Origin of the sequence: Pseudomonas sp. (genome assembly GCF_051660785.1) — a bacterium.
GTDB lineage: Bacteria > Pseudomonadota > Gammaproteobacteria > Pseudomonadales > Pseudomonadaceae > Aquipseudomonas.
Genome location: NZ_JBOFQE010000054.1, coordinates 73,186 through 95,575 on the forward strand (window position 1 = coordinate 73,186; position 22,390 = coordinate 95,575).

General features: G+C 58.9%; 17 protein-coding genes. 7 read left to right on the forward strand and 10 right to left on the reverse strand.

What is annotated here, in order from left to right; all coding sequences use genetic code 11:
• Nucleotides 1–96 precede the first annotated feature (96 nt).
• The 7 genes from ACRC4F_RS13075 to aspA form a co-directional block, all read right to left on the reverse strand.
• The gene (locus ACRC4F_RS13075; RefSeq protein ID WP_438659672.1) at nucleotides 97–4,680 is read right to left on the reverse strand and encodes a dermonecrotic toxin domain-containing protein; all 4,584 of its coding nucleotides are present in this window, start codon (nucleotides 4,678–4,680) and stop codon (nucleotides 97–99) included.
• Between the two features lie 154 nt (nucleotides 4,681–4,834).
• A complete protein-coding gene (locus tag ACRC4F_RS13080) occupies nucleotides 4,835–5,935 on the reverse strand; it encodes a polyamine ABC transporter substrate-binding protein (protein WP_438659673.1) in 1,101 nt (366 codons plus the stop codon).
• 12 nt (nucleotides 5,936–5,947) lie between these two features.
• Nucleotides 5,948–6,979 (reverse strand): histone deacetylase family protein, encoded by a 1,032-nt coding sequence (locus ACRC4F_RS13085; RefSeq protein WP_438659674.1) that lies wholly within the window; start codon nucleotides 6,977–6,979, stop codon nucleotides 5,948–5,950.
• 289 nt (nucleotides 6,980–7,268) lie between these two features.
• Nucleotides 7,269–8,261, reverse strand: a complete 993-nt coding sequence (locus ACRC4F_RS13090; RefSeq protein WP_438659675.1) for an AraC family transcriptional regulator — start codon at nucleotides 8,259–8,261, stop codon at nucleotides 7,269–7,271.
• 161 nt (nucleotides 8,262–8,422) lie between these two features.
• Nucleotides 8,423–9,427 carry an asparaginase gene (locus ACRC4F_RS13095; protein ID WP_438659676.1) on the reverse strand — a complete coding sequence of 335 codons (1,005 nt, stop codon included), beginning with the start codon at nucleotides 9,425–9,427 and terminating at the stop codon, nucleotides 8,423–8,425.
• Between the two features lie 144 nt (nucleotides 9,428–9,571).
• Nucleotides 9,572–11,023 (reverse strand): alanine/glycine:cation symporter family protein, encoded by a 1,452-nt coding sequence (locus tag ACRC4F_RS13100; protein WP_438659677.1) that lies wholly within the window; start codon nucleotides 11,021–11,023, stop codon nucleotides 9,572–9,574.
• 499 nt (nucleotides 11,024–11,522) lie between these two features.
• A complete protein-coding gene (aspA, locus tag ACRC4F_RS13105; RefSeq protein ID WP_438659678.1) occupies nucleotides 11,523–12,947 on the reverse strand; it encodes an aspartate ammonia-lyase in 1,425 nt (474 codons plus the stop codon).
• Nucleotides 12,948–13,126: 179 nt separating this feature from the next.
• On the opposite strand from aspA, the gene ACRC4F_RS13110 reads away from it, so the two are divergent.
• Nucleotides 13,127–14,035 (forward strand): LysR substrate-binding domain-containing protein, encoded by a 909-nt coding sequence (locus ACRC4F_RS13110; protein WP_438659679.1) that lies wholly within the window; start codon nucleotides 13,127–13,129, stop codon nucleotides 14,033–14,035.
• Nucleotides 14,036–14,078: 43 nt separating this feature from the next.
• Here the strand turns inward: ACRC4F_RS13110 and ACRC4F_RS13115 are convergent, their stop codons facing one another.
• Nucleotides 14,079–14,750 (reverse strand): hypothetical protein, encoded by a 672-nt coding sequence (locus tag ACRC4F_RS13115; RefSeq protein WP_438659680.1) that lies wholly within the window; start codon nucleotides 14,748–14,750, stop codon nucleotides 14,079–14,081.
• 442 nt (nucleotides 14,751–15,192) lie between these two features.
• Between ACRC4F_RS13115 and purE the strand changes: the two genes are divergently transcribed.
• The 4 genes from purE to ACRC4F_RS13135 all read left to right on the forward strand — a co-directional run bounded on the left by purE (nucleotide 15,193) and on the right by ACRC4F_RS13135 (nucleotide 17,758).
• A complete protein-coding gene (gene purE / locus ACRC4F_RS13120; RefSeq protein ID WP_008150032.1) occupies nucleotides 15,193–15,684 on the forward strand; it encodes a 5-(carboxyamino)imidazole ribonucleotide mutase in 492 nt (163 codons plus the stop codon).
• Nucleotides 15,685–15,695: 11 nt separating this feature from the next.
• Nucleotides 15,696–16,778, forward strand: coding sequence for a 5-(carboxyamino)imidazole ribonucleotide synthase (locus ACRC4F_RS13125; protein ID WP_438659681.1), 1,083 nt, complete (start codon nucleotides 15,696–15,698; stop codon nucleotides 16,776–16,778).
• Nucleotides 16,779–16,889: 111 nt separating this feature from the next.
• On the forward strand, nucleotides 16,890–17,135 hold the full coding sequence (locus ACRC4F_RS13130) for a GlsB/YeaQ/YmgE family stress response membrane protein (protein ID WP_131058957.1): 246 nt from the start codon (nucleotides 16,890–16,892) through the stop codon (nucleotides 17,133–17,135).
• Nucleotides 17,136–17,221: 86 nt separating this feature from the next.
• Nucleotides 17,222–17,758 carry a DUF3299 domain-containing protein gene (locus tag ACRC4F_RS13135; RefSeq protein ID WP_438659682.1) on the forward strand — a complete coding sequence of 179 codons (537 nt, stop codon included), beginning with the start codon at nucleotides 17,222–17,224 and terminating at the stop codon, nucleotides 17,756–17,758.
• Nucleotides 17,759–17,883: 125 nt separating this feature from the next.
• On the opposite strand, the gene ACRC4F_RS13140 is transcribed toward ACRC4F_RS13135, so the two are convergent.
• Together ACRC4F_RS13140 and ACRC4F_RS13145 are read right to left on the reverse strand one after the other, a co-directional pair.
• Nucleotides 17,884–18,783 carry a D-hexose-6-phosphate mutarotase gene (locus ACRC4F_RS13140; RefSeq protein WP_438659683.1) on the reverse strand — a complete coding sequence of 300 codons (900 nt, stop codon included), beginning with the start codon at nucleotides 18,781–18,783 and terminating at the stop codon, nucleotides 17,884–17,886.
• A 57-nt stretch (nucleotides 18,784–18,840) separates the two neighbouring features.
• On the reverse strand, nucleotides 18,841–19,245 hold the full coding sequence (locus ACRC4F_RS13145; protein ID WP_007896491.1) for an acyl-CoA thioesterase: 405 nt from the start codon (nucleotides 19,243–19,245) through the stop codon (nucleotides 18,841–18,843).
• Between the two features lie 382 nt (nucleotides 19,246–19,627).
• On the opposite strand from ACRC4F_RS13145, the gene ACRC4F_RS13150 reads away from it, so the two are divergent.
• A complete protein-coding gene (locus ACRC4F_RS13150; RefSeq protein ID WP_438659684.1) occupies nucleotides 19,628–20,926 on the forward strand; it encodes an MFS transporter in 1,299 nt (432 codons plus the stop codon).
• 231 nt (nucleotides 20,927–21,157) lie between these two features.
• Nucleotides 21,158–22,159, forward strand: a complete 1,002-nt coding sequence (locus ACRC4F_RS13155) for a phosphate ABC transporter substrate-binding protein PstS (protein ID WP_438659685.1) — start codon at nucleotides 21,158–21,160, stop codon at nucleotides 22,157–22,159.
• The last annotated feature ends 231 nt before the right edge of the window (nucleotides 22,160–22,390 follow it).

Genomic DNA, 22,390 nt, shown 5'->3' on the forward strand with positions numbered 1-22,390 from the left:
CGGTTCGATCTCCAGGCCAGAAACACCTCTCGGCGCACTTGTCGCCCGTCAAAAAAAGACCCTCGATTGCGGGTCCGGTACAGAACAACCCAAAGCTTACGATCCTGACGAAGTTGACGGCACATTCGCGAAGAACAGTGTTGTCGCCAGTGGCTGACTTATCTCGCTACGGTAGATTGAAATCGTCTGTAGATCATCGGTCACGCTACGAGCTTCGATAGCGCCACCCAGCAATCGTTGTTCCACGGTCTTCAGGTGCGCCGCCGTGAAAGCGGGTGCAGGTGATGCGGGCTGCGAATAGTGAAAGTGGGCATACCACAGAACTTTTTGGGTGCTGTGGTCACGTATTTCATACTCCTCGAGGTAGTCTTTTTTCCGGGTTTTGAGCAAGCGTCGGCCGGGATTTTTGACGATGTCGACCTGGCCTTTGGTTTGCAACCACTGGACGCGCTCCGCCGTCGGCGGCTGTAGCTTGGTCATACTGATTCGCGTCTCGCTTCCTCGGCTGTATAGCCGGGTTGCCGCGTCGTTCAGTTGCCTGATCAGCGCAACGGCGGATCCCGGCCCGCTATCAGTGGAATTACTGGCGATCAGCGCATCGTCGATTGCGCTGGCAGCCTTTTGCAGGCGACGGGCCTCCTGATGGAACATTTCTTCGATTTCCACCGGAATTCGCCGCGTCCCTTTTGAGTGGGCCTCTGTTCGACGAATGAACGCGTCCTGCGCGTCCAGCAATGCCTGGCCTTGAAGAATGCTTGTCCTCACATCGGGGGGCGCGACGGCAGGGGACACCTGTGTAGAGATCACCCTTTCAACCCACTCACCCGGTGTTTTTTCATGAAAGGTCGAGATGACTTTGCCGGTCAATCCCGAGGTCACGTCGAGCAGTTCTGTCCCGTGCGCCAACGGGTCGGGCCGTATCTGACCCACCACCGTACCTTTGTAGCGGGTCTTGATGATTCGTCTGGCGGGAACGGCCGGCAGGCGTGAAGGGCCCGGTTGCGGCTCGAGCGCCTGGCGCTCCCGCAGCAGACTCGCCAGATGTTTCACGGTGCGCTTGTAAAAGTCGTTGATACGTTGGCGCATCGAGTCGAGCGGTGCTTGCAGAAACTGACCGGGAAATTCGGTTGGCAGATCGAGGATATGCTGGTCGCTGAGAGTGAGTTGCTCCACCAGATCGCTGAGCCCGGCGATCCGCTCCGGTAACCTCAGTACCTCTTCGTCAGCGGCCAGGTCCAGTGAAGCCTGGATGGCGAGGGCTGCGTTTTCGACAACGTTCCCCAGCGCCTGCCGTGCTTCAGACGCGGCCGCACTGCTGGTAACGAGGCACAACTCCTGCCCCAGGGTGATCTGGAACATTTTAAGGTCTTGCAAATCGAACGACGGCATGTTGGCCTTGACGTCGCGGATCACTTCGATGGCTTCTTTGCCGAGCAGGTTCAGTTGCTCGAAGCGCGATTGCGCAAACTCGATTTTCTGGATGTAGCCTGCGGTCAGATCGCTCATGTGTTGAAAGGTCTGTCGGGCGGTCTGCGTGTCTCCCGTTGGCTGTGTGTCGAGAAGATCGAGGGACAGGCGCATTTGATCGTTGAAAACCGGGCGCTGGTGGTTGAACCATTTCTCTAGTAGCGAAAGCTGGAAATCCAGGCGGCTGATCATCGCTTTTCGGTAATTGGGAATGGCCTCGCGAGCATTGAACGCTTTCATCTGCTCCAGGTTGACGCTGATGGCGGACAATTGCGTGTCGAGCAATTCAAGGTACAAGCGGCGATGGGCATCGGTAGCGTCGGCCCCCTGCGCGTTTTTTTCAGCTTCCTTGAGCTCGGTTTCCCGGCTTTTGGTTTGGCTTTCGAACGCGATCATTTGCTGTTTCAACTCAGCCTGGCGCTGCCTGTTTTGCTCTTGCAGCCGTTGTTTTCCCTTGCCTCCGCCCCTGAGCCTCAACCGTGTATCGATGAACCATTCGCCGTTAGCATTCTTGACCAGCAGCGGACCGGTGCGTGCGGGAGTCTGGCGTGAGTCAGTGATCTGTACATCGTTATCGTCGAGAGTGACTTCGAACCATCGCTGACCGACCTTCGCGTACAGTTTTCCGTTGAGTGAACTGAGGTGTTGATGAGGACCGGGATTGCTGGAGGCGGCCGCCATGCCTTTGGGTTCGGCGATGGCCAGTTCATCCAGCAAGACACCCAAGGCAGTAGCAGGCAGCGCAGCGGTGGCGTGCAGAGATATCTCGTGAGCGGCAGGAAGCTGATTGAGGTCGGACAGACGAGTGACGGTGATTTTGCTCTCGGTACGGGTTGGCGGTGTTACAAGTGGCGGTTCGAGCTTCTCGGGCAGGTGCGCCATGGGTTTATTGCGCGTGGCAGCCCGATGGGCCAGCACCATACCGAGCGTCAGCAGCAAATCGGTCAGGGCGGACCAGGCGGATTCGCTGTCGTCGTTCTCTTTGGCATCGGTCATTGCCTGCAAGTCGTCCATGATCTGCCAGATCCACGCGGCCACCCCGGCAGTGCGACCGAGAAAGGGCAAGGCAACGTTGAACAGCATCCATGCGCCGTGCTTGAGCGTTGCCCAGCGAGCTTGCGCATTGGACACCGATTGACGGTCCGCCAGAGTAATCATGAAGTTGACGTTGGCTTTGAACAAGGTTGCCAGTGAAGCGTCATCAAGGGCAGCAGCACTGAGCGACACCTTGCCCATCATGCCCAGGGCCGAAGTGGGATCGACCAGCAATTGGGTCAGCGTCCAGACCGAAGGCAACTCACCCGAAAACACATATTGGGAATAGTTGAAGCGCACATCGTCACCCAGCCACGCCAGGACAGATTGGCGAAGGGGCTTTTCGTGCTTGATTGCATACAGCAGATTGGCCTCGTTCGGGTACTGCGTCAGCGAGGGGGTGAGCAATGGCCGGTAAAGCAGGCACGGTCCCTGATCAGCGGACCGGGGACCGATGACGAACATGTTGGCGACTTCATCACCTTTGCTATTGGCGCGATCTCCAGTTATGAAGGCCAGCGGTCGAATGACAATCTCCAGCCCGTTCACCCTGCGGTCGGCGATGTTTTCCTGCATGGCTGCATTGACGAATTGATACCCGCGTTCATCGATGCCAGCCTCACCGCGCATCTTGTGTTGCAGCGCCTGCAAGGGCAGTTGGGTGCGCAGATGACGGGTGTAGAGCGCCTGTCGTCGCACTGATTCTTGCGGATCCTCAAGCAGTTTGCGCTTGATCAGCGCCGGGTATACCGCGCCGATATCGACCTTGGTAACAAGTGTTTCCAGATAGGAGGAAGTCATCCAGGCCGGTACTGCGTCGCCGTTTTTGTATTGCACCGTCTTGTTGCCTAGCGGCACGGCAATCAGGTTTTGCAGCGCCAGTTCGATCAGAGACAGCGTGACGGTCTGCGTCTTGCCGGGTACTACGACAGCGCCCAGGACAATGACGCTGGTGATGCTGATTTGCACGTCTTCAAGATTCAGGCCCGCTGCCGCTGGATGATCTTTGATCATCTGTTCGCGCAGGGTATTGAGCGTAAATACCGGCAGGGACGCGATGCCTTCGTCGAAGACTTTTCCCGCGTCCTGTTCCCGCAACAGCGCAAGGTCCATCAGGTGTCGGCTGTATCGGGTGAGATCCGCTGACGACGCATTCATCACCCAACCCGTCAGCAGTCCCTGGACCTTGCTGAAACGTGACGCTGGCAACGCTGCGGTATCAATGATGCTTTTTGCCGAGGCGCTGATGTGCGGTGAAAGGTTCGCTGGAGATTCATTTTGAAAGGTATTCAATGCACCGATGGCTTCGGCTTCCAGTGCGATCAGCGCGCAGGCCTGGTGATGAAAGAAATTGCCCTTGGGTTCATACAGACGCCATTGCAATGTCTGTTCGCTGCTCGACGTTCCAGGCTGGGCGAACAACGTATCACCCAGTGCCGCAATAGAGTCGTAACGCTTGAACCCTTCAGCGATCGAGTGCGTCAACACCAGGGTTCGCGTGCCCACTGTGCCCACGAACACGGCAATATCCAGGACACGCACATGTTCGCTCACCGCTTTTTCAACGCAATCGGTGTCGATCAGGCAGGCCTTGGTCAGGTACTTGTCCTGTGGGCGCCGCGTTGCGCGATCTGGATCATTGAACACGGCTTTGGCCATTGATTTTTCATCTTCATTCCAGTCACTGGCCTCATCGAGGTTCCAGATCTCCTGTAGCGATCGTGAGAGCGAATGCCAGCGTGGGGTCGAAGGCTTTGTTTCCTGGTTCCAGTAATCAAGCTGCTGTTGCTGATAGGCGATGAACAGTTGCGGTGCCAGCGTATTGAGCAGGCATCCGAGGGCATCGATTTTCACCGGTAGTTGAATCTGCGGTTCAGCGCCCGGTTGCAGGGTCAGGAAATGCTCTCCATCAATGAGGGTCACGGTCGATCCCGACAATCCGAGTCGCACCAGCACATCGGTGAGCGTTTCATACACTTTATCGCCAGGCACGACATCGTTGCCGGTATCGACCCAGGTCGGGGTGACGACCGTGGCAAGTGTCGGATCAATCTTCAAATGCGGATAAAGCGTGTTGAGTGCAGGTGCCAATGCAGTCGCTGCAACTTCTCTGATCGAGGGACCTGTGACCAGTTGGGTCAGTATGTTTTCTGAACTCGGCGAGGCGGTGTCGGGCATGGTCGTCTCCTGATTGAGGATGCGCCGCTGTTGATTGCGCAGCGCTGGATCAGAGGACGGTATCGGGCGGGCCCATGTGTTTGGCGGTACATAAATATCGCTGGCAAAAAAAGACCCGCTTCACGGCGGGTCTTCGGTTTACAAAGGAGAGTTTTCAGGTCCCGGACTTGATCTTGGTCCAGGCCCGGGTCCGTGCGCGTTCGGCATCACGCGGCAACGGTTGCAGGGTGTACAGCGTGCCCATCGCCGTTTCCGTCGGATACAGGTTCGGGTTGTTGCGGATCGCCGGATCAACCAGCTCCGTGGCGTCCTTGTTCGGGTTCGGGTAGCCGACGAAGTCGCTGACAGGCGCGATCACCTTCGGTTGCAGCAGGTAATTGATGAAGGTGTAGGCGTCTTCCGGGTTCTTCGCACCCTTGGGAATGGCGAGCATGTCGAACCAGATCGGCGCCCCTTCTTTCGGCAGGCGCATGTCGACAACGACCCCGTTCTTGGCTTCCTTGGCGCGGTTGGCGGCCTGGGAGAAGCTGCCGGAGTAACCGACTGCGACGCAGATATCACCGTTGGCAATGTCGGCCATGTATTTGGACGAGTGGAAGTAAGTGACGTACGGCCGAATTTTCATCAGCAGCGCTTCAGCCTTTTCGTAGTCCGCCGGCTTCTTGCTGTTGGGGTCCAGACCGAGGTGTTGCAGGGCCAGCGGCAGGATCTCCGACGGCGAATCGAGCAGGGCGACGCCACACTGCTTGAGTTTGCTGATGTACTCTTCCTTGAAGATCAAATCCCAACTGTCCACCGGCGCATTGTCGCCCAGTGCGGCCTTGACCTTGTCCGGGTTGAAGCCGATCAGGATGGTGCCGTACATGTACGGCACGGCGAATTTGTTACCCGGATCGTTGCCTTCCAGCAGCTTCATCAGCTTCGGATCGAGGTGGTTCCAGTTCGGCAGTTTGCTGCGGTCCAGCGGCTGGAACACGCCGGCTTCGATCTGCTTGGCGAGGAACACATTGGACGGCACTACTACGTCGTAGCCGGAGTTGCCGGTCAGTAGCTTGGCCTCCAGTGCTTCGTTGGTGTCGAAGATGTCGTAGACCAGTTTGGTCTGGGTGTTCTGGGCCTTGAAATCTTCCAGCGCCTTGGGGGTGATGTAGTCGAACCAGTTGTAGACGCGCAACGTTCGCTCTTCAGCGTGGGCGGCGCCACCGAGCACCGTGGCGCAGAGCACCGGTGCGATAAAACGCTTGAGTCTGTTCATTGTTCTAATTCCTCATTGGGCGCTTTCAAAACCTTCGAGAACGTTCACGGCATTGATGCCGATTTCTTCTACCGCGTAACCGCCTTCCATCACGAACAGCGTCGGTTTGCCGAGCTTCGCGATGCGCTCGCCCATGGCCAGGTAGTCCGGGCTGTCGAGTTTGAACTGGGAGATGGGATCGTCCTTGAAGGTATCGACGCCCAGGGAGACAACGACAATGTCGGCGCCGTATTTCTCGATCTCTTTGCAGGCCTGTTCCAGCGCGGCACTCCAACTGTCCCAGCCGCTGCCAGCCGGCAAAGGGTAGTTGAAGTTGAAGCCTTCGCCGGCCCCTTCGCCGAGTTCGTCTTCGTAGCCGAGGAAGAACGGAAACTCGGCTTCCGGATGGCCGTGGATCGACGTAAAGAGCACATCGCTGCGCTCATAGAAAATCGATTGGGTGCCGTTGCCGTGGTGGTAGTCGACGTCGAGGATCGCAACCTTTTTGTGGCCCTGATCGAGGAAGGCTTGAGCGGCGATGGCGGCGTTGTTGAGGTAGCAGTAACCGCCCATCAAGTCGCTGGCGGCGTGGTGTCCCGGTGGACGGCACAGGGCGAAGGCACTGCGAGCGCCACGCTGGATCGCGGCTTGGGCGGTGAGGGCCACTTGCGCTGCGCTGTACGCCGCTTGCCAGGTACCGGCGGTGATTGGTGCGCCGCCGTCGAAGCTGTAATAGCCGAGCTGGCCGTGCAGGCTGGTGGGGATGATTCGGCGCAGAGTGCGGGCCGGCCAGGTGTAGGGCAGCAAGTCGCCGTCGGTATTGAACTCGGTCCAGCGTGCCCAGGCACCTTTGAAGAAGTCCAGGTAGTCGCGGCTGTGAATGCGCGCGATCGGGTCGAGGCCGAAATCCTGCGGCGCTTCGACCGGGCCGAGGTTCTGTTTTTGCACACGCTGCAAGACATGGTCGGCCCGAGAGGGCATTTCGAAGCAGGGCATGAGTTGCCCGTCCATCAATTCACACCGGCCGTGGTGCAGGTGGTGATCGTCCGAGTAGATCGTCAGCATTTCTTGTTCTCCGCAGGCTGATTCGGTTGAACACAGTCTTGCGGGCGCCGGCGTTTGGGAGAACGGCAGGAAAGGCCAAAAGGGGATCGATATGGCCAAAATAATTGACCGGAATTCGCCCCCCTGTGGCGCAGGCGTGCCCCGGTTCAGAGCATGGAGTGCAGACCCCTGTGGCGAGGGGATTCATCCCCGTTTGGCTGCGTAGCGGCCCCGGCATTTCAAAGTTAAACCGTGTTTACGACTGCTTCGCAGCCGAACGGGGATAAATCCCCTCGCCACAGGGGGTGGGTCAAGGGCGGAACTGGCTGGGTGCTACGCCGCTCCAGCGTACAAACGCATGGCGGAAACTTGCGGTTTCGCTGAAGCCCAGCGCCTCGGCGATCTGGTAGATCGGCAGATGGTCTTCGCAAAGCATCTGCTTGGCCTGTTCGAAGCGTAATTCGTCGAGCAATTCCTGATAGCTGCATCCCAGATCCTTGAGATGGCGACGTAACGTGCGCGCCGAGCAATTCATTTGCAGCGCCAAACCTTCCAGCCCCGGCGCCGCATTCAGTTGCGCACGGAGCAACTCTCGAATCCGCCCCAGCCACGCCTGACGCCCGGTGAACTCGGTGTTCTGTTTGCGGCAGCGTTCGACCATGGCCTGATGGGTGATGACATCGGCAAGCGGCAAGGGTTGGTCGAGCCAGCGCTTGTCGAAAGCGAAGGCGTTGTCCCGTGCGTCGAAGTGCAACGGGCAGTCGAAGTGTTCGGCGTAGGTCGCCTGATAGTCGGGTGCCGCATGTTCCAGACGTGCCGCGAGTAATGGCAGCGGGTGCCCGAGTAAGTCATCGCAGGTGACTTTCAACGACACCAGACAGAACTCGGCGTTGAACACCGCCAGAGCCGGGTTCTCCCGGTAATCGGCGGCCACAAACCAGGTGCGCTCGCCGTCATCTTCCAGGCTCAACTCGAAAAGTGTTCCCAGCAGCGCCGGATAACGTATCGCCAGGCGCAAAGCGTCACCGAAGGTGGCACTGGTGAGCAGCGCATAACCGAGCATGCCGTAGGACGAAACGTGCATGCGCCGCCCCAGTTCCAGGCCGATATCACGCTTGAGCGCGACCGCGTTGGCGCAGACCTGCATCTCTTGGTTGGTGGTGATGCGCGTGTCCGCCCGGCCCAGATCCGCCGCGCTGATGCCACTTCCTGCCAACAGTGCCTCGCTGGACAAGCCTTCGCCTTTGAAGGCATTGAGCACCAGAGAGACGGCGTTGAGGGTGGTGAGGTGGGAATGGAGCATGGGGTGTTCCAGCCTTGGGATGCTGGAACGGCAGCAAGTTGTGTGCCCAGTGAAGATTCTGTGGGAGCGAGCCTGCTCGCGATGGCGTCGGCACATTCAACATTAATGTGTCTGACATACCGCATCGCGAGCAGGCTCGCTCCCACAGGTTTTGTATTGTTTCAGCTGAGTTCGCCGCAGAGGTCGAGTTCGATTAGTCGTCGCACTTCAGCGGAGTCGAGCCCGGTACCCAACAACCCATGCAACTTGCCGAACGCCGCCTCACGGGTCATGCCGCCGCCCGAAAGCACGCCAACGCCACGCAATCGGCTACCGGCCTCATAAACGTCCAGCTCGACACCACCTTCGTGGCACTGCGTAACCGCCACAACCACAACACCCTTGTCCCTCGCTCGCTCCAGGCTGGCCAGAAACTCAGGGCTATCGCTCGGCCCGGTGCCGCTGCCGTAGCACTCGAGGACCAAGCCTTGAATGCCGCTGTTCAGCACGCCATCAAGTTGCTCGGCGCCAATGCCAGGAAACAACGGCAACACAGCGACTTTGGCCAACTGCTTACTCTGGTTGTAATTCAATTGAGCCGGCAGTGAAGTGGCCTTCACACCACCGCCCTGACGCTCCAGCCGCTTGAACGGATGACGCCCGAAGCTGCGGACTTTCGCGCAACGGGTCGGGTCCAGCAGTTCACCGTGGAAGTACAGATGAACGCCCGGGGCCAGGCCTTGCCCCAGAGCAACCAGCGCACCACTGAGGTTTTCCCAGGCATCGCTGTCGGTCACGCCGGCCGGCAGCATGGACCCGGTGAACACCACGCGGGCCTGCAGGCCGAGCAATTGAAAACTCATGGCTGCCGCGCTGTAGGCGAGGGTGTCGGTGCCGTGCAGGATCAGCACGCTGTCGCAGCCGTGGACATCAACGGCGTCGACCACCGCTTCACGCAGTTGCTGCCAGTACGCCGGGCTCATGTTGGCGCTGTCGATCAGCGGCGACATTTCGCGAAAGCGCCACTGCGGCACCACCAGTTCAGGCTGGCTGTTCAGGTATTCGCGCATCCGCGCTTCGAAGCCGGACGCCGGGGCCAGGCCATTGGCGCTGGCCTGCATACCGATGGTGCCGCCGGTGTAGAGCACCATGACGTGCTGGGCGGCAGGAAAGGAATTGGGAACCATGGGGAAGTCTCCGCAAGAGATGACATGTGGGAGCGAGACCGGCCTGCTCGCGATGGCGGTATGTTAGACACTAATGTGTCATCTGACAGTCCGGCATCGCCAGCAGGCTGGCTCCCACAGGTTTGTGCACCCTTCTTTTAACGATCAGCGTTGCGCTGCGGGTACGCCTTGCGGCTCAGCTTCAGCCCGGGTGGCAGCCGCTGGCGGGTTGGCGGGCCAGGCTTTCAGGTCCAGGTCCAGATCCGGGAACTTGCTGGAATCGAACACCGGCGTCTTGATCCCGGCAGCACGCTGGTCGTCGTAGTCACGCAGGATGCGCATGCCAACCTTGAACAGCAGGAACAGCGCGATCAGGTTCACGAACGCAAGCAGGGTCATGGTGATGTCGGCGAACGCGAACACCGTACCCAGGTTCTCGATCGCACCCCAGAAGATCAACACCAGCACCAGCGCGCGGTAGCCGATCAGCGCCTTGCGGTTTTCACCGATCAGGAAGCGCAGGTTGCTCTCGCCCAGGTAGTAGTTGTAGAGGATCGAAGTAAAGACGAACAACGACAGGGCTACGGAGATGAAACTCCGGCCCCAGTCACCGACCACGGCGGCCAGGGAGTTCTGGGTCAAGGCAATGCCATCGCCTTCGAAACCCGGTGTGTAGAAACCCGAGAGCAGGATCAGCAACGCGGTGCAGGTGCAGATCACGAAGGTGTCGAGGAACACGCTGAACGCCTGAACCACGCCTTGTGCCACCGGGTGCTCGACCGAAGCCACAGCGGCAACGTTCGGCGCACTGCCCAGGCCCGCTTCGTTGGCGAACACGCCACGCTTCACGCCCATGACGATGGCGCTGCCGATCAGGCCGCCGAAGGCTTGATCCAGACCGAAAGCGCTTTTGACGATGGTCATCAGCATCGCCGGCACGTGGTCGAATTGCAGCACGATCACGTAGATGGTCACGCCGATGTACACCAGGGTTTTCACTGGCACCAGCAGGTCAGCGACCTTGGCGATGCGTTTGATCCCGCCGATGAACACCATGCCCAGCAACACCGCCAGGGCCAGGCCCGTGTAGGTGGTGTCGAGGCCGAACGCGTTGTTCAGCGAGTGAGTGACGGCATGGGCTTGAAGGCCGTTGAAGGCAAACCCGAAGGTCACCAGCAACAGGAACGCCATGACCATACCCAACCAGCGCTTCTGCAAACCGTGCTGGATGTAGTAGGACGGGCCGCCACGGTAGGTGCCGTCGGCATCCGTTCGTTTGTAGAGCTGACCAAGGGAGCATTCGAAGAAGCTGCTGGACATGCCGACCAGTGCGGTCACCCACATCCAGAACACCGCACCCGGGCCACCGAGGGTCACGGCGATGCCGACACCGGCGATGTTACCCGCGCCGACACGGCCGGCGAGGCTGAGCATCAGGGCCTGGAACGAACTGAGTTGCCCGGCGCTGCTTTTCAGGCTGTCGCGGAACACCGCGAACATGTGGAAGAAGTGGCGCAATTGAACGAAACGCGAGCGGATCGTGAAGTAGCTACCGAGCCCGACAATGAGCACGATCAGTACTTTCCCTGAGAGGAAGTCGTTAATGACTTCGAGCATGGATTATTCCTCGCTGTTTTTTGTGTAGGCAAATGCTGGGCAGGTAGAAACATCGCGTTACACCGATGTGCACGTGGCACAACAGTGAGGCGAGTGTTCGTCCCGGGCCCATATCGCAGGTTTGTTATTAGTTCGGGTTTCGCATGGGTTTGGGCCTCGTTACCGACGACCGCTCACGCGAAGAGGGGCGGCACTATACCTAGGAGAGTGCCGTCCGTCTGCACGGTTGTGGTGCATTCGGTGAACTGAAGCCTTTGAAACACCCGGCGTTACCGGCGCCGGGCTCTTGTGGGAGCGAGCCTGCTCGCGATGCAGGCACCGCGGTTTTTCAGTTAGACCGCGTCATCGTTTATCGCGAGCAGGCTCGCTCCCACAGGGTCGGTGTTGTCGCTTAACGAGTTAAAAAAAAGGGCCTGGGGAATAAATCCCCAAGCCCTCAAAAGGTGAGAGGTGTCTAGTCCCTCGACCTGGTGAGCGGTGCTACAAGTAACGCGTCGGATCAGGCTTTAAGCGGAACCAGACGCGGAGCAATCATGTTTTCCGGGCGCAGGATGTCGGCGAGCATTTCGTCGTCGAGCAAGCCTTCTTCGCGCACCAGTTCCAGCACGCCGCGGCCGCTTTCGAGAGCGATACGGGCGATGCGGGTGGCGTTTTCATAGCCGATGTACGGGTTCAGCGCGGTGACCAGACCGATCGAGTGCTCGACCAGTTCACGGCAGCGTTCTTCGTTGGCGGTGATGCCGACGATGCAGTGCTCGCGCAGCATGTCCATGGCGCGTTGCAGCAGACGGATCGAGTCGAAAATCTTGAACGCGATCAGCGGCTCCATCACGTTCAGTTGCAGTTGGCCGCCTTCGGCCGCGATGGTCAGGGCCAGGTCGTTGCCGATGATCTGGAACGCTACCTGGTTCACGGCTTCCGGGATAACCGGGTTGACCTTGCCGGGCATGATCGAGCTGCCTGGCTGACGCGCCGGCAGGTTGATTTCGTTGATGCCGGTGCGTGGGCCGCTGGACAGCAGGCGCAGGTCGTTGCAGATCTTCGACAGCTTGACCGCGGTGCGCTTGAGCATGCCGGAGAACAGCACGAAGGCGCCCATGTCGGAAGTGGCTTCGATCAGGTCGGCCGCCGGAACCAGCGGTTGACCGCTGATCAATGCCAGACGCCGCACGGCCAGGAGCTGGTAGCGCGGGTCGGCGTTGATGCCGGTGCCGATCGCGGTGCCGCCCAGGTTCACTTCGGTCAGCAGTTCAGGTGCCAGTGTTTTCAGGCGCGCCAGGTCTTCGCTCAGGGTGGTGGCGAAGGCGCGGAATTCTTGACCCAGGGTCATCGGCACGGCGTCTTGCAGCTGGGTACGGCCCATCTTCAATACGTGGCTGAATTCCTGGCCCTTGGCGGCGAACGCCTGGATCAGGCTGTCGAGACTGGCCAGCAGAGCGTCATGACCCAATAGCAGACCCAGACGGATCGCGGTCGGGTAGGCGTCGTTGGTCGACTGCGCCATGTTCACGTCGTTGTTCGGGTGCAGGTATTGGTATTCGCCCTTCTGGTGACCCATGGCCTCCAGCGCGATGTTGGCGATGACTTCGTTGGCATTCATGTTGGTTGAAGTGCCAGCGCCGCCTTGAATCATGTCCACCACGAACTCTTCGTGGAAATCGCCGCGGATCAAACGTGCACAGGCTTCGCTGATGGCAGCGTGCTTGGCTTCGCTCAGGTGACCCAGTTCGCGGTTGGCGTCAGCGGCGGCCTGTTTGACCATTGCCAGGCCGACAACCAGCTTCGGGTAATGCGAAATCGGAACGCCCGAGAGACGGAAGTTGTTCACCGCTCGCAGGGTCTGGATGCCGTAATACGCTTGCGCAGGTACTTCGAGTACGCCAAGCAGGTCTTTTTCTGTGCGGAAAGATGCAGCGGAGGACATGATAGAAATCATCTCGATAGGGACCCGGTCTGTGCCGGAACACTGCAAATGCTAGGCTTGTGGAGAATTTTCGGCCAATGCTGTTAAACACTGGCCTATGCACATTCGGCATAATGCCCATGTGACGCCGCGAATGCGGCGAGCGTGTGACCTAAATTGGTGCGTGTCCGGGAGGACGGATGAATCTGGAAAGTAAATGGCTCGAGGACTTCAGTGCCTTGGCCGCCACCCGCAGCTTCTCCCAAGCTGCGGAACGACGCTTCGTGACCCAGCCGGCGTTCAGCCGCCGAATCCGCAGCCTTGAAGCCGCGCTGGGGCTGCAATTGGTCAATCGCTCGCGCACGCCGATCGAGTTGACGGCGGCGGGGCAGCTGTTCCTGGTGACCGCACGGACCGTGGTCGAACAGCTCGGCGAAGTGCTGCGCCATCTTCATCATCTGGAAGGTGGGCAGGGCGAAGTGATGCAAGTGGCTGCCGCTCACTCATTGGCGTTGGGTTTCTTTCCGCGCTGGATCGCGCAGCTGCGTAACGAAGGCTTGAACATTGCCACGCGGTTGGTGGCGACTAACGTCGGCGACGCGGTGCATGCGTTGCGTGAAGGCGGGTGCGACTTGATGCTGGCGTTCTATGACCCGGATGCAGCCTTGCAGATGGACCCGGAAATCTTCCCGTCGCTGCACCTGGGCCACACCGAGATGCTGCCGGTTTGCGCGGCGGATGCCGACGGCAAACCGTTGTTCGATCTGGAGGGCGAAGGCAGTGTGCCGTTGCTCGCCTATAGCGCCGGTGCGTTTCTTGGGCGTTCGGTGAACATGCTGTTGCGCCAGCGCGCGCTGCGCTTCACCACCATCTATGAGACCGCCATGGCCGACAGCCTGAAAAGCATGGCGCTGGAGGGATTGGGGATTGCCTGGGTGCCGCAGCTCAGCGTCCGCGCCGAACTGGCGCGTGGTGAGCTGGTGGTCTGCGGCGGCCCGCAATGGCATGTGCCGCTGGAGATTCGTTTGTACCGTTGCGCGCTGGTGCGCAAGGCGAATGTAAGGTTGTTGTGGCGCAAGCTCGAAGGCGGGGCTGCGGCTGGAGCATGACGGTGCCGCAGGAGCGAGCAGAATCTCGCGCCTGCGGCTAGTTTCAGGACTGACTGTCGACGTACGCTTTTATGTGCTTTTTGTTTGCTTCGCTGAATACATAGCAATTCGATCGGAACGGCAGGGGTTCGAACATAAAGGTTTCGCACCACCATCCGTTATAAAGTACTTCGCCGTCTTCGTGGATGGCATTAAATGAATGCCCCAGCTCGTGCCCGACTATCTGCTTGTAATCAAGCGAAGCAATGGCAGAGTTCCCAGGCTGAGTTGCGATACCTCCAGTCCCTCCAAAGAGAGGGCTGCCGTTAATGAAGTCATTGGTGATTAAAAGGATTCGATCATTACGGGAGAAGAGGAATTCATTGCTGTCATGTCGTTCTGCTCTATAGGTCCATGTCAGTTTCTTCCAGCGTTCAAACATGGCTTTATGGTCTTCAGCTTTGTAGTTGAAGTTGGTATAGGGTGGCCGGCTTCGATCAAAGACTACGCTGATTTGCCGACCGGTTATTTTTTCAAATTCCGCTGTAAAGGGGCGGATATGCTCAACGTAAACGGTACTTCGTTTTGATTCTGGAACGTCGTCGTGGAATAGGACGAACAGTCGGAAAGGGTCCTCGATATTGTCGGTAAGCCCGCTCTGTTTATTGAGTGCGTTAGCACTGATGCTTAATATCAAAGTAACGATAAGTGCGAAAAGTCTTAGTGCAATGGACATAGGTAGTTCTCATGGAGCGACAGCTCTCGATAGTTTTGGAATGAGGATGGATGTCTGCGTGTTGGTTGTTCTTTTTGGTGCTGCATCGATATATACCATGCGAGTGCCGGTTTTGCTTTTCTGGACAGTCGTGGTTGTATTGCGCAGTATGTTTTAGATGTTTTTGTAAGGGGATTTAGTTGAAGTATTTTGTTGTTACGCCAGCGTTGCATGCCGTGTTGGAGTCAGTTGTGATCCGTTGACTTTCGAGTCAGCAAAGACACCGTTCTGCGGCATATGACAGATGGTCGCAACGGGGGCTGTTTATCTGCTTCATTGAGGTATACTGCGCGGCCTTCGGCCGGTTCGTCCGGCCATAATTCGTACAATCAAGCCACGCATTTTTGCGTGGCTTGTTGTTTTTTGACGCGCCTGCGGGCGCCCAGAGAGAAGAGGCACGACGATGAGTGCACTGGTTGGCGTGATCATGGGCTCCAAGTCCGATTGGTCCACCCTTAGCCACACCGCCGATATGCTGGAAAAGCTCGGCATCCCTTACGAGGTGAAAGTGGTCTCCGCCCACCGCACCCCGGACCTGCTGTTCCAGTACGCCGAAGAGGCCGAGGCGCGTGGCATCGAGGTGATCATCGCCGGTGCCGGTGGCGCGGCCCACTTGCCTGGCATGTGTGCGGCCAAGACCCACCTGCCGGTGCTGGGCGTTCCGGTGCAGTCGTCGATGCTTTCGGGCGTCGATTCGCTGCTCTCGATCGTGCAGATGCCTGCGGGCATTCCGGTCGCCACCCTGGCCATCGGCAAGGCCGGCGCGATTAACGCCGCGCTGTTGTCGGCGAGTATCCTCGGCGCCAAGCACCCGCAATTCCACGCGGTGCTGAAAAAATTCCGCGCTGAGCAGACAGACAGCGTCCTGGAAAATCCAGACCCACGCATCGCCTGAGGTTGTTGACGATGAAGATCGGTGTAATCGGTGGCGGCCAGTTGGGTCGCATGTTGGCGTTGGCGGGCACTCCGCTGGGCATGAACTTCGCTTTCCTGGACCCGGCGCCGGATGCTTGCGCAGCTGCGTTGGGCGAACACCTGCGGGCCGATTACGGCGATCAGGACCACCTGCGTCAGCTGGCCGATGAAGTCGATCTGGTGACCTTCGAATTCGAAAGCGTCCCGGCCGAAACCGTGGCGTTCCTGTCGCAGTTCGTCCCGGTCTATCCGAGCGCCGAAGCCTTGCGCATCGCCCGTGATCGCTGGTTCGAAAAGAGCATGTTCAAGGACTTGGGGATTCCAACCCCAGCGTTCGCCGACATTCAATCGCAAGCCGATCTGGACGCCGCCGTTGCTTCTATCGGTCTGCCGGCCGTACTGAAAACCCGCACCCTGGGTTACGACGGCAAGGGCCAGAAAGTCCTGCGCAAACCCGAAGATGTGGTCGGCACCTTCGCCGAACTGGGCAGCGTCGCCTGCCTGCTGGAAGGTTTCGTGCCGTTCACCGGTGAAGTTTCGCTGATCGCCGTGCGCGCTCGTGATGGTGAAACGAAGTTCTATCCGCTGGTTCACAACACCCACGACAGCGGCATCCTCAAGCTGTCCGTGGCCAGCACCGATCACCCGCTGCAAGCACTGGCCGAAGACTACTCCAGCCGCGTGCTTAAACAGCTGGAATACGTCGGCGTGATGGCGTTCGAGTTCTTTGAAGTCGACGGTGGCCTCAAGGCCAACGAAATCGCCCCGCGCGTGCACAACTCCGGGCACTGGACCACCGAAGGCGCCGAGTGCAGCCAGTTCGAAAACCACCTGCGGGCCGTTGCCGGTCTGCCGCTGGGTTCGACGGCCAAGGTCGGTGAGAGCGCGATGCTCAACTTCATCGGTAAAGTGCCGGAGACCGAGAAAGTCCTGGCCATCGCCGATTGCCATCTGCACCACTATGGCAAGGCGTTCAAGGTCGGCCGCAAGGTCGGTCACGCCAACCTGCGTTGTGCAAACCGCGAAACACTGGCCGCGCAGATCCTCAAGGTCGAAGCGCTCATCGCCGAATAAACAGTTTCATGTGGCAGCGGCGGAACCATTCAAGTGTCGCCGTTCTCTCATGGCAGGATGCCAAAGTCTGACTAGGCTTTGGCATAGCCATTCAAATCAGAGGGAAATGTCATGGGAATTATCGGAACCATCTTTATCGGCTTGATCGTCGGCCTGCTGGCTCGGTTCCTGAAACCGGGCGATGACAGCATGGGCTGGATCATGACCATCCTGCTCGGTATCGGCGGTTCGCTGGCGGCCACTTACGGCGGTCAGGCTCTGGGCATCTATCGCGCGGGCGAAGGTGCAGGCTTCATCGGTGCGCTGGTCGGCGCGGTGGTGTTGCTGGTGATCTACGGCTTGATCAGAAAGAACTGATTTAAGCGACAAAGTCCTCTCTGCGGCGCACGCGGGGAGGGCTAGAATGCTCGGCGTTACACGTCCTTTCCTTACCGAGCACCTCCATGCGCCGTCTTTTGTTGACTCTCCTCCTGTTGGGCAGTGGTTTGGCCCATGCCGGCGAATTGCCGGAAACCGACTGGCTCGAACTGATGCCCAAGTCGGACCAGAAGGCCCTTGAGGCCATGCCCGAAATCGACCACAACTCCCCTGAAGGCGATGGCACCTTTACCGAAAAGGGTGGCATGAAGCAGAGCAAGGGCTTGCCGGCGGTGATGTATTCGACCAAAACCGTGCCGTCGATGAACGACAAGAACATCCGCATCGGTGGTTATCCGGTGCCGCTGGAGTCCGACGCCAAGGGTCGCAGCACGCTGTTCTTCCTCGTGCCGTACCCCGGCGCCTGCATCCACGTGCCGCCACCGCCGCCTAATCAGTTGGTGCTGGTGCGGTATCCGAAGGGATTGAAGCTGGATGATATCTACACGCCGCTGTGGGTGACCGGCACGCTGAAGATCGAGAAGGTCAACAATGATCTGGCTGACGCGGCGTATGCGCTGGATGCGGCGAAGGTGCGGGTGGTGCAGGAGTCCGATCTCTAACAGCCACTCGAAATAACTGTGGGAGCCAGCCTGCTGGCGATAGCGGTGGGTCGGATACTTTCAAGTTGACTGACACGACGCCATCGCCAGCAGGCTGGCTCCCACATTTCGTATTACGGTATGGCTTAGAGCGGTTTTGCGCCGACGCTGACACCCAAGGTATGGCTCGCACCCGGCGCCAATGTCACCACGTCATCCATCACATTCGCCGTCTCGATGCACAGCATCTTCTGCCAGCCATCGTCAGCCATGTCACTGAACGCTGCGGCACGATCAATCCAAGGGTTCCAGATCACTGCCGTGCGCGAACCACTGCTGGTCAGCTCGATGCGCCGTTCCCAGGCCGGGTCGACAATGCTCAGCTTCGCCGGGGTATTGAGGTAGATGCGATCAGTCTCGCCGGTAAAACGTAGTTCACCGGTCTGAGCCTTGGTTTTCCAGTCATCCAGGGTTTCGATATAGCTCAAGCCATCCAGCCCTTCGACATGCACATTGCGCACATCGCTGACGGCGAAATAGCTGTGCAGCGCCTGGCTGATGGTGACTTTGTCGGTGCCGCGATTGTGGCTGGTCAGGCTGATGTGCAGTTGCTCATCCAGACGAATGCTTAGCTTCAGATCCACCTGATGCGGCCAGCCAGGGAAGCCGCCTTCGGGGTAGGGCAGGACGAATTCCACCTTCAGGCTTTCGCCCTCGGCTTCGATACCGCCCAATTCCCAATCCATCGCCCGGACAAAACCGTGGGCGGTCGGCGGCTCGTTGCTCACGCGCATCGCCTGGACGCTTTGCGGGTTGCGCGGGAAATTGCCAAACCACGGCCAGCACACCGGCACACCGGCGCGGATGCTCTTGCCGGTCTTGAACACGGCTTCGTCGTTAAGCCAGATCACCGGCGGTTGGCCGGCCACTTGATAACTGAGGATGTGCGCGCCTTGCTGGGCGACCAGCAATTCGGCCTGACCGTGGCGGATTCGCCAGCAGTTCAGTTCATCCAGTTTCACGGCTTCAACGTTGGGCGTTGTCATGGAACAGCTCTCGATCAGGAACAATGACTGCAATGGACCGCAAAACGATCGCGGCGTTTAACGCGCGCGTGGTGGAACCGAACGGGTGCGTCCACTGCCGTCGATGGCGACAAACACAAACACGGCTTCAGTCACTTTACGCCACTCGCTGGACAGCGGGTCGTCGCTCCAGACTTCGACCATCATCTGAATCGAGCTGCGGCCGATTTCCAGCGCCTGGGTATAGAAGGAGAGCTGGGCGCCCACTGCCACCGGCACCAGGAACGCCATGCGATCAATCGCAACAGTCGCCACGCGTCCGCCAGCGACTTTGCTGGCCATCGCGGTGCCGGCCAAATCCATCTGTGCTACCAGCCAGCCGCCGAAAATATCGCCGAAGCCGTTGGTTTCACGCGGAAGCGCGGTGATTTGCAGGGCCAGGTCGCCTTGCGGGATTGGATCTTCTTGTTCGAGCTCTATCATGCCGGGGGTGCCTCTGACCCGTGACTCTTCATTGGTACTTCAGGTGAATAGCCGTCTCAAGGAAAAACGATTCAGCCCGAACATACTACGTTCGTCACGTTTTTCGTAAGGCGCCTAAAGGGAAACTCTGCGAAAGCGACTGAATCAGGCAATTACCTTGCCTGACAGCCAGCGCGTTTTCGCACAGCAACCCCTTACAAATGCTGCAATGCAGCGAGTATATCGGTCGGTAGACTCCGAGACGACCGTCCGGTTCTCATTTTGACTGTCAAATACGCACCTCTATGTGCTTTTTCGAACAATTTGCTATCGTGCCGGACCTGCCCAAGCCCTCGCCAGCGTTGTTGGGGTTGCAGATCCGACTATAAGAGAAGCCCTTGCCATGACCACAGCGCCCTCTAGCATCGCGCAGCCGACCCAGCCTGCACGCCCGTTAACCCGTAGCGACTACAAGACTTTATCGCTGTCTGCCTTGGGTGGTGCGCTGGAGTTTTACGACTTCATCATCTTCGTGTTCTTCGCCACGGTGGTGGGCAAGCTTTTCTTCCCGGCGGACATGCCCGAGTGGCTGCGCCTGATGCAGACGTTCGGCATCTTCGCCGCCGGCTACCTTGCTCGCCCGCTGGGCGGCATTGTCATGGCGCACTTCGGCGACCTGCTGGGTCGCAAGAAGATGTTCACGCTGAGCATATTCATGATGGCGGTGCCGACCCTGATCATGGGTTTGCTGCCGACCTATGCGCAGATCGGCATGTGGGCGCCGATCCTGTTGCTGCTGATGCGGGTGATTCAAGGCGCGGCGATTGGCGGTGAAGTGCCGGGCGCGTGGGTATTCGTTTCCGAACACGTGCCAGCGCGTCATATCGGTTATGCCTGCGGCACCCTGACGAGCGGTCTGACGGCTGGCATCCTCTTGGGTTCATTGGTCGCCACCGCGATCAACAGCCTTTACACCCCGGCTGAAGTGTCCGATTACGCCTGGCGGATCCCGTTCCTGCTCGGTGGCGTATTCGGATTGTTCTCGGTCTACCTGCGCCGCTGGCTGCACGAAACCCCTGTCTTCGCCGAGCTGCAACTGCGCAAGGCCCTGGCCGAAGAAGTGCCGCTGCGCGCGGTGCTGCGTGACCATCGCGGAGCGATCCTGATTTCCATGCTGCTGACCTGGCTGCTGTCCGCCGCCATCGTAGTGTTGATCCTGATGACGCCGACCGTGCTGCAGACGGTGTACCACTTCTCGCCAACCACGGCGCTGCAAGCCAATAGCCTGGCGATCGTATTCCTGAGTTTTGGCTGCATCATTGCCGGTGCACTGTCGGACCGGTTCGGCGCAGGGCGGGTCTTCGTGTTCGGTTGTGCGGCACTGTTGCTCAGCTCCTGGACCTTCTATCACAGCCTGGCCGCGCATCCCGACTGGCTGTTCCCGCTGTATGCCCTGACTGGCTTGCTGGTCGGCACCATCGGCGCCGTGCCCTACGTGATGGTCAAAGCCTTCCCGCCTGTAGTGCGCTTCAGTGGCCTGTCGTTTTCCTACAACGTCGCCTACGCCATTTTTGGCGGCCTGACGCCGATGATCGTCAGCCTGTTGCTCAAGGAAAGCCCGATGGGGCCGTCGTATTACGTAGCGGTTCTTTGCGGTGTCGGGATTCTGGTGGGTGCTTATCTCTGGAAGAAGGGGCGCTGATCCCTGAATTGTCTGTGCTGTACCGGCCCCAATCGCTAGCAGGCTGGCTCCCACATTGAAATGCATTCCCATGTGGGAGCTAGCCTGCTGGCGATTGGTCCGCATGAATCATTCTGTAAAAACCCGAATGCTGGCCTTTCATCCAATTGTCATATTTCAGCCATAGAGTGTTCACACGGCCTGCTGATACTTGGCCCCGACTTAACACACCCTATCTGCTAGGAGTAAGGCATGAAACTGAAGCGTTTGATGGCGGCAATGACTTTTGTCGCTGCTGGCGTTGCGACTGCCAACGCGGTTGCCGCTGTTGACCCTGCTATCCCGAGCTACACCAAGACCACTGGTGTGTCGGGCAACCTGTCCAGCGTCGGCTCCGATACCCTGGCCAACCTCATGACCCTGTGGGCTGAGAACTACAAAAAAGAATACCCGAACGTAAACATCCAGATTCAGGCGGCTGGCTCCGCCACTGCGCCACCTGCGCTGACTGAAGGCACCTCTAACCTGGGCCCGATGAGCCGCAAGATGAAGGACACCGAACTGGCTGCCTTCGAGCAGAAGTACGGCTACAAGCCAACCGCTATCCCGGTTGCCGTGGACGCCCTGGCTGTCTTCGTTCACAAAGACAACCCGATCCAGCACCTGACCATGGAACAAGTCGACGCGATCTTCTCGTCCACTCGTCTGTGCGGCGCCAAAGCCGACGTGAAAACCTGGGGCGACCTGGGTGTGACCGGCGACCTGGCCAACAAGCCGGTTCAGCTGTTCGGTCGTAACTCGGTATCCGGCACCTACGGCTACTTCAAAGAAGAAGCCCTGTGCAAAGGCGACTACAAGCCAAACGTCAACGAACAACCAGGTTCGGCTTCGGTCGTTCAGTCGATCAGCTCCTCGCTGAACGGCATCGGTTACTCGGGCATCGGCTACAAGACCGCTAGCGTGAAGACCGTGGCCCTGGCCAAGAAAGGCAGCACTGACTTCATCGAAGACACCGAAGAAAACGCCCTGAACGGCAAGTACCCGCTGTCGCGCTTCCTCTACGTCTACGTCAACAAAGCCCCGAACAAGCCTCTGGCCCCGCTGGAAGCCGAGTTCGTGAAACTGGTTCTGTCCAAACAGGGCCAGGAAGTTGTAGTGAAAGACGGCTACATCCCGTTGCCGGCCAAAGTTGCTGCCAAAGCACTGGCTGACCTGGGTCTGCAGGAAGGCGGCGCTGAAGTCGCAAAAAAGTAAAACCCTAGGCCCGGGGTAAACCCGGACCTGTAGGAGCCGGCTTGCTGGCGATTCTGTCGACTCGGTCTGACACGTTCGCCGCGGTGATGCCATCGCCAGCAAGCCGGCTCCTACACCCCCAAATTTCCGGTCCACTGCCAGTTCCCGCTGGCGGCGGATTTGTTGCGTCACTGCATTGTCATCTTTCTGTCATACAGGATCGCTAGGGTGTGCGCATGAATGATCTGGCCA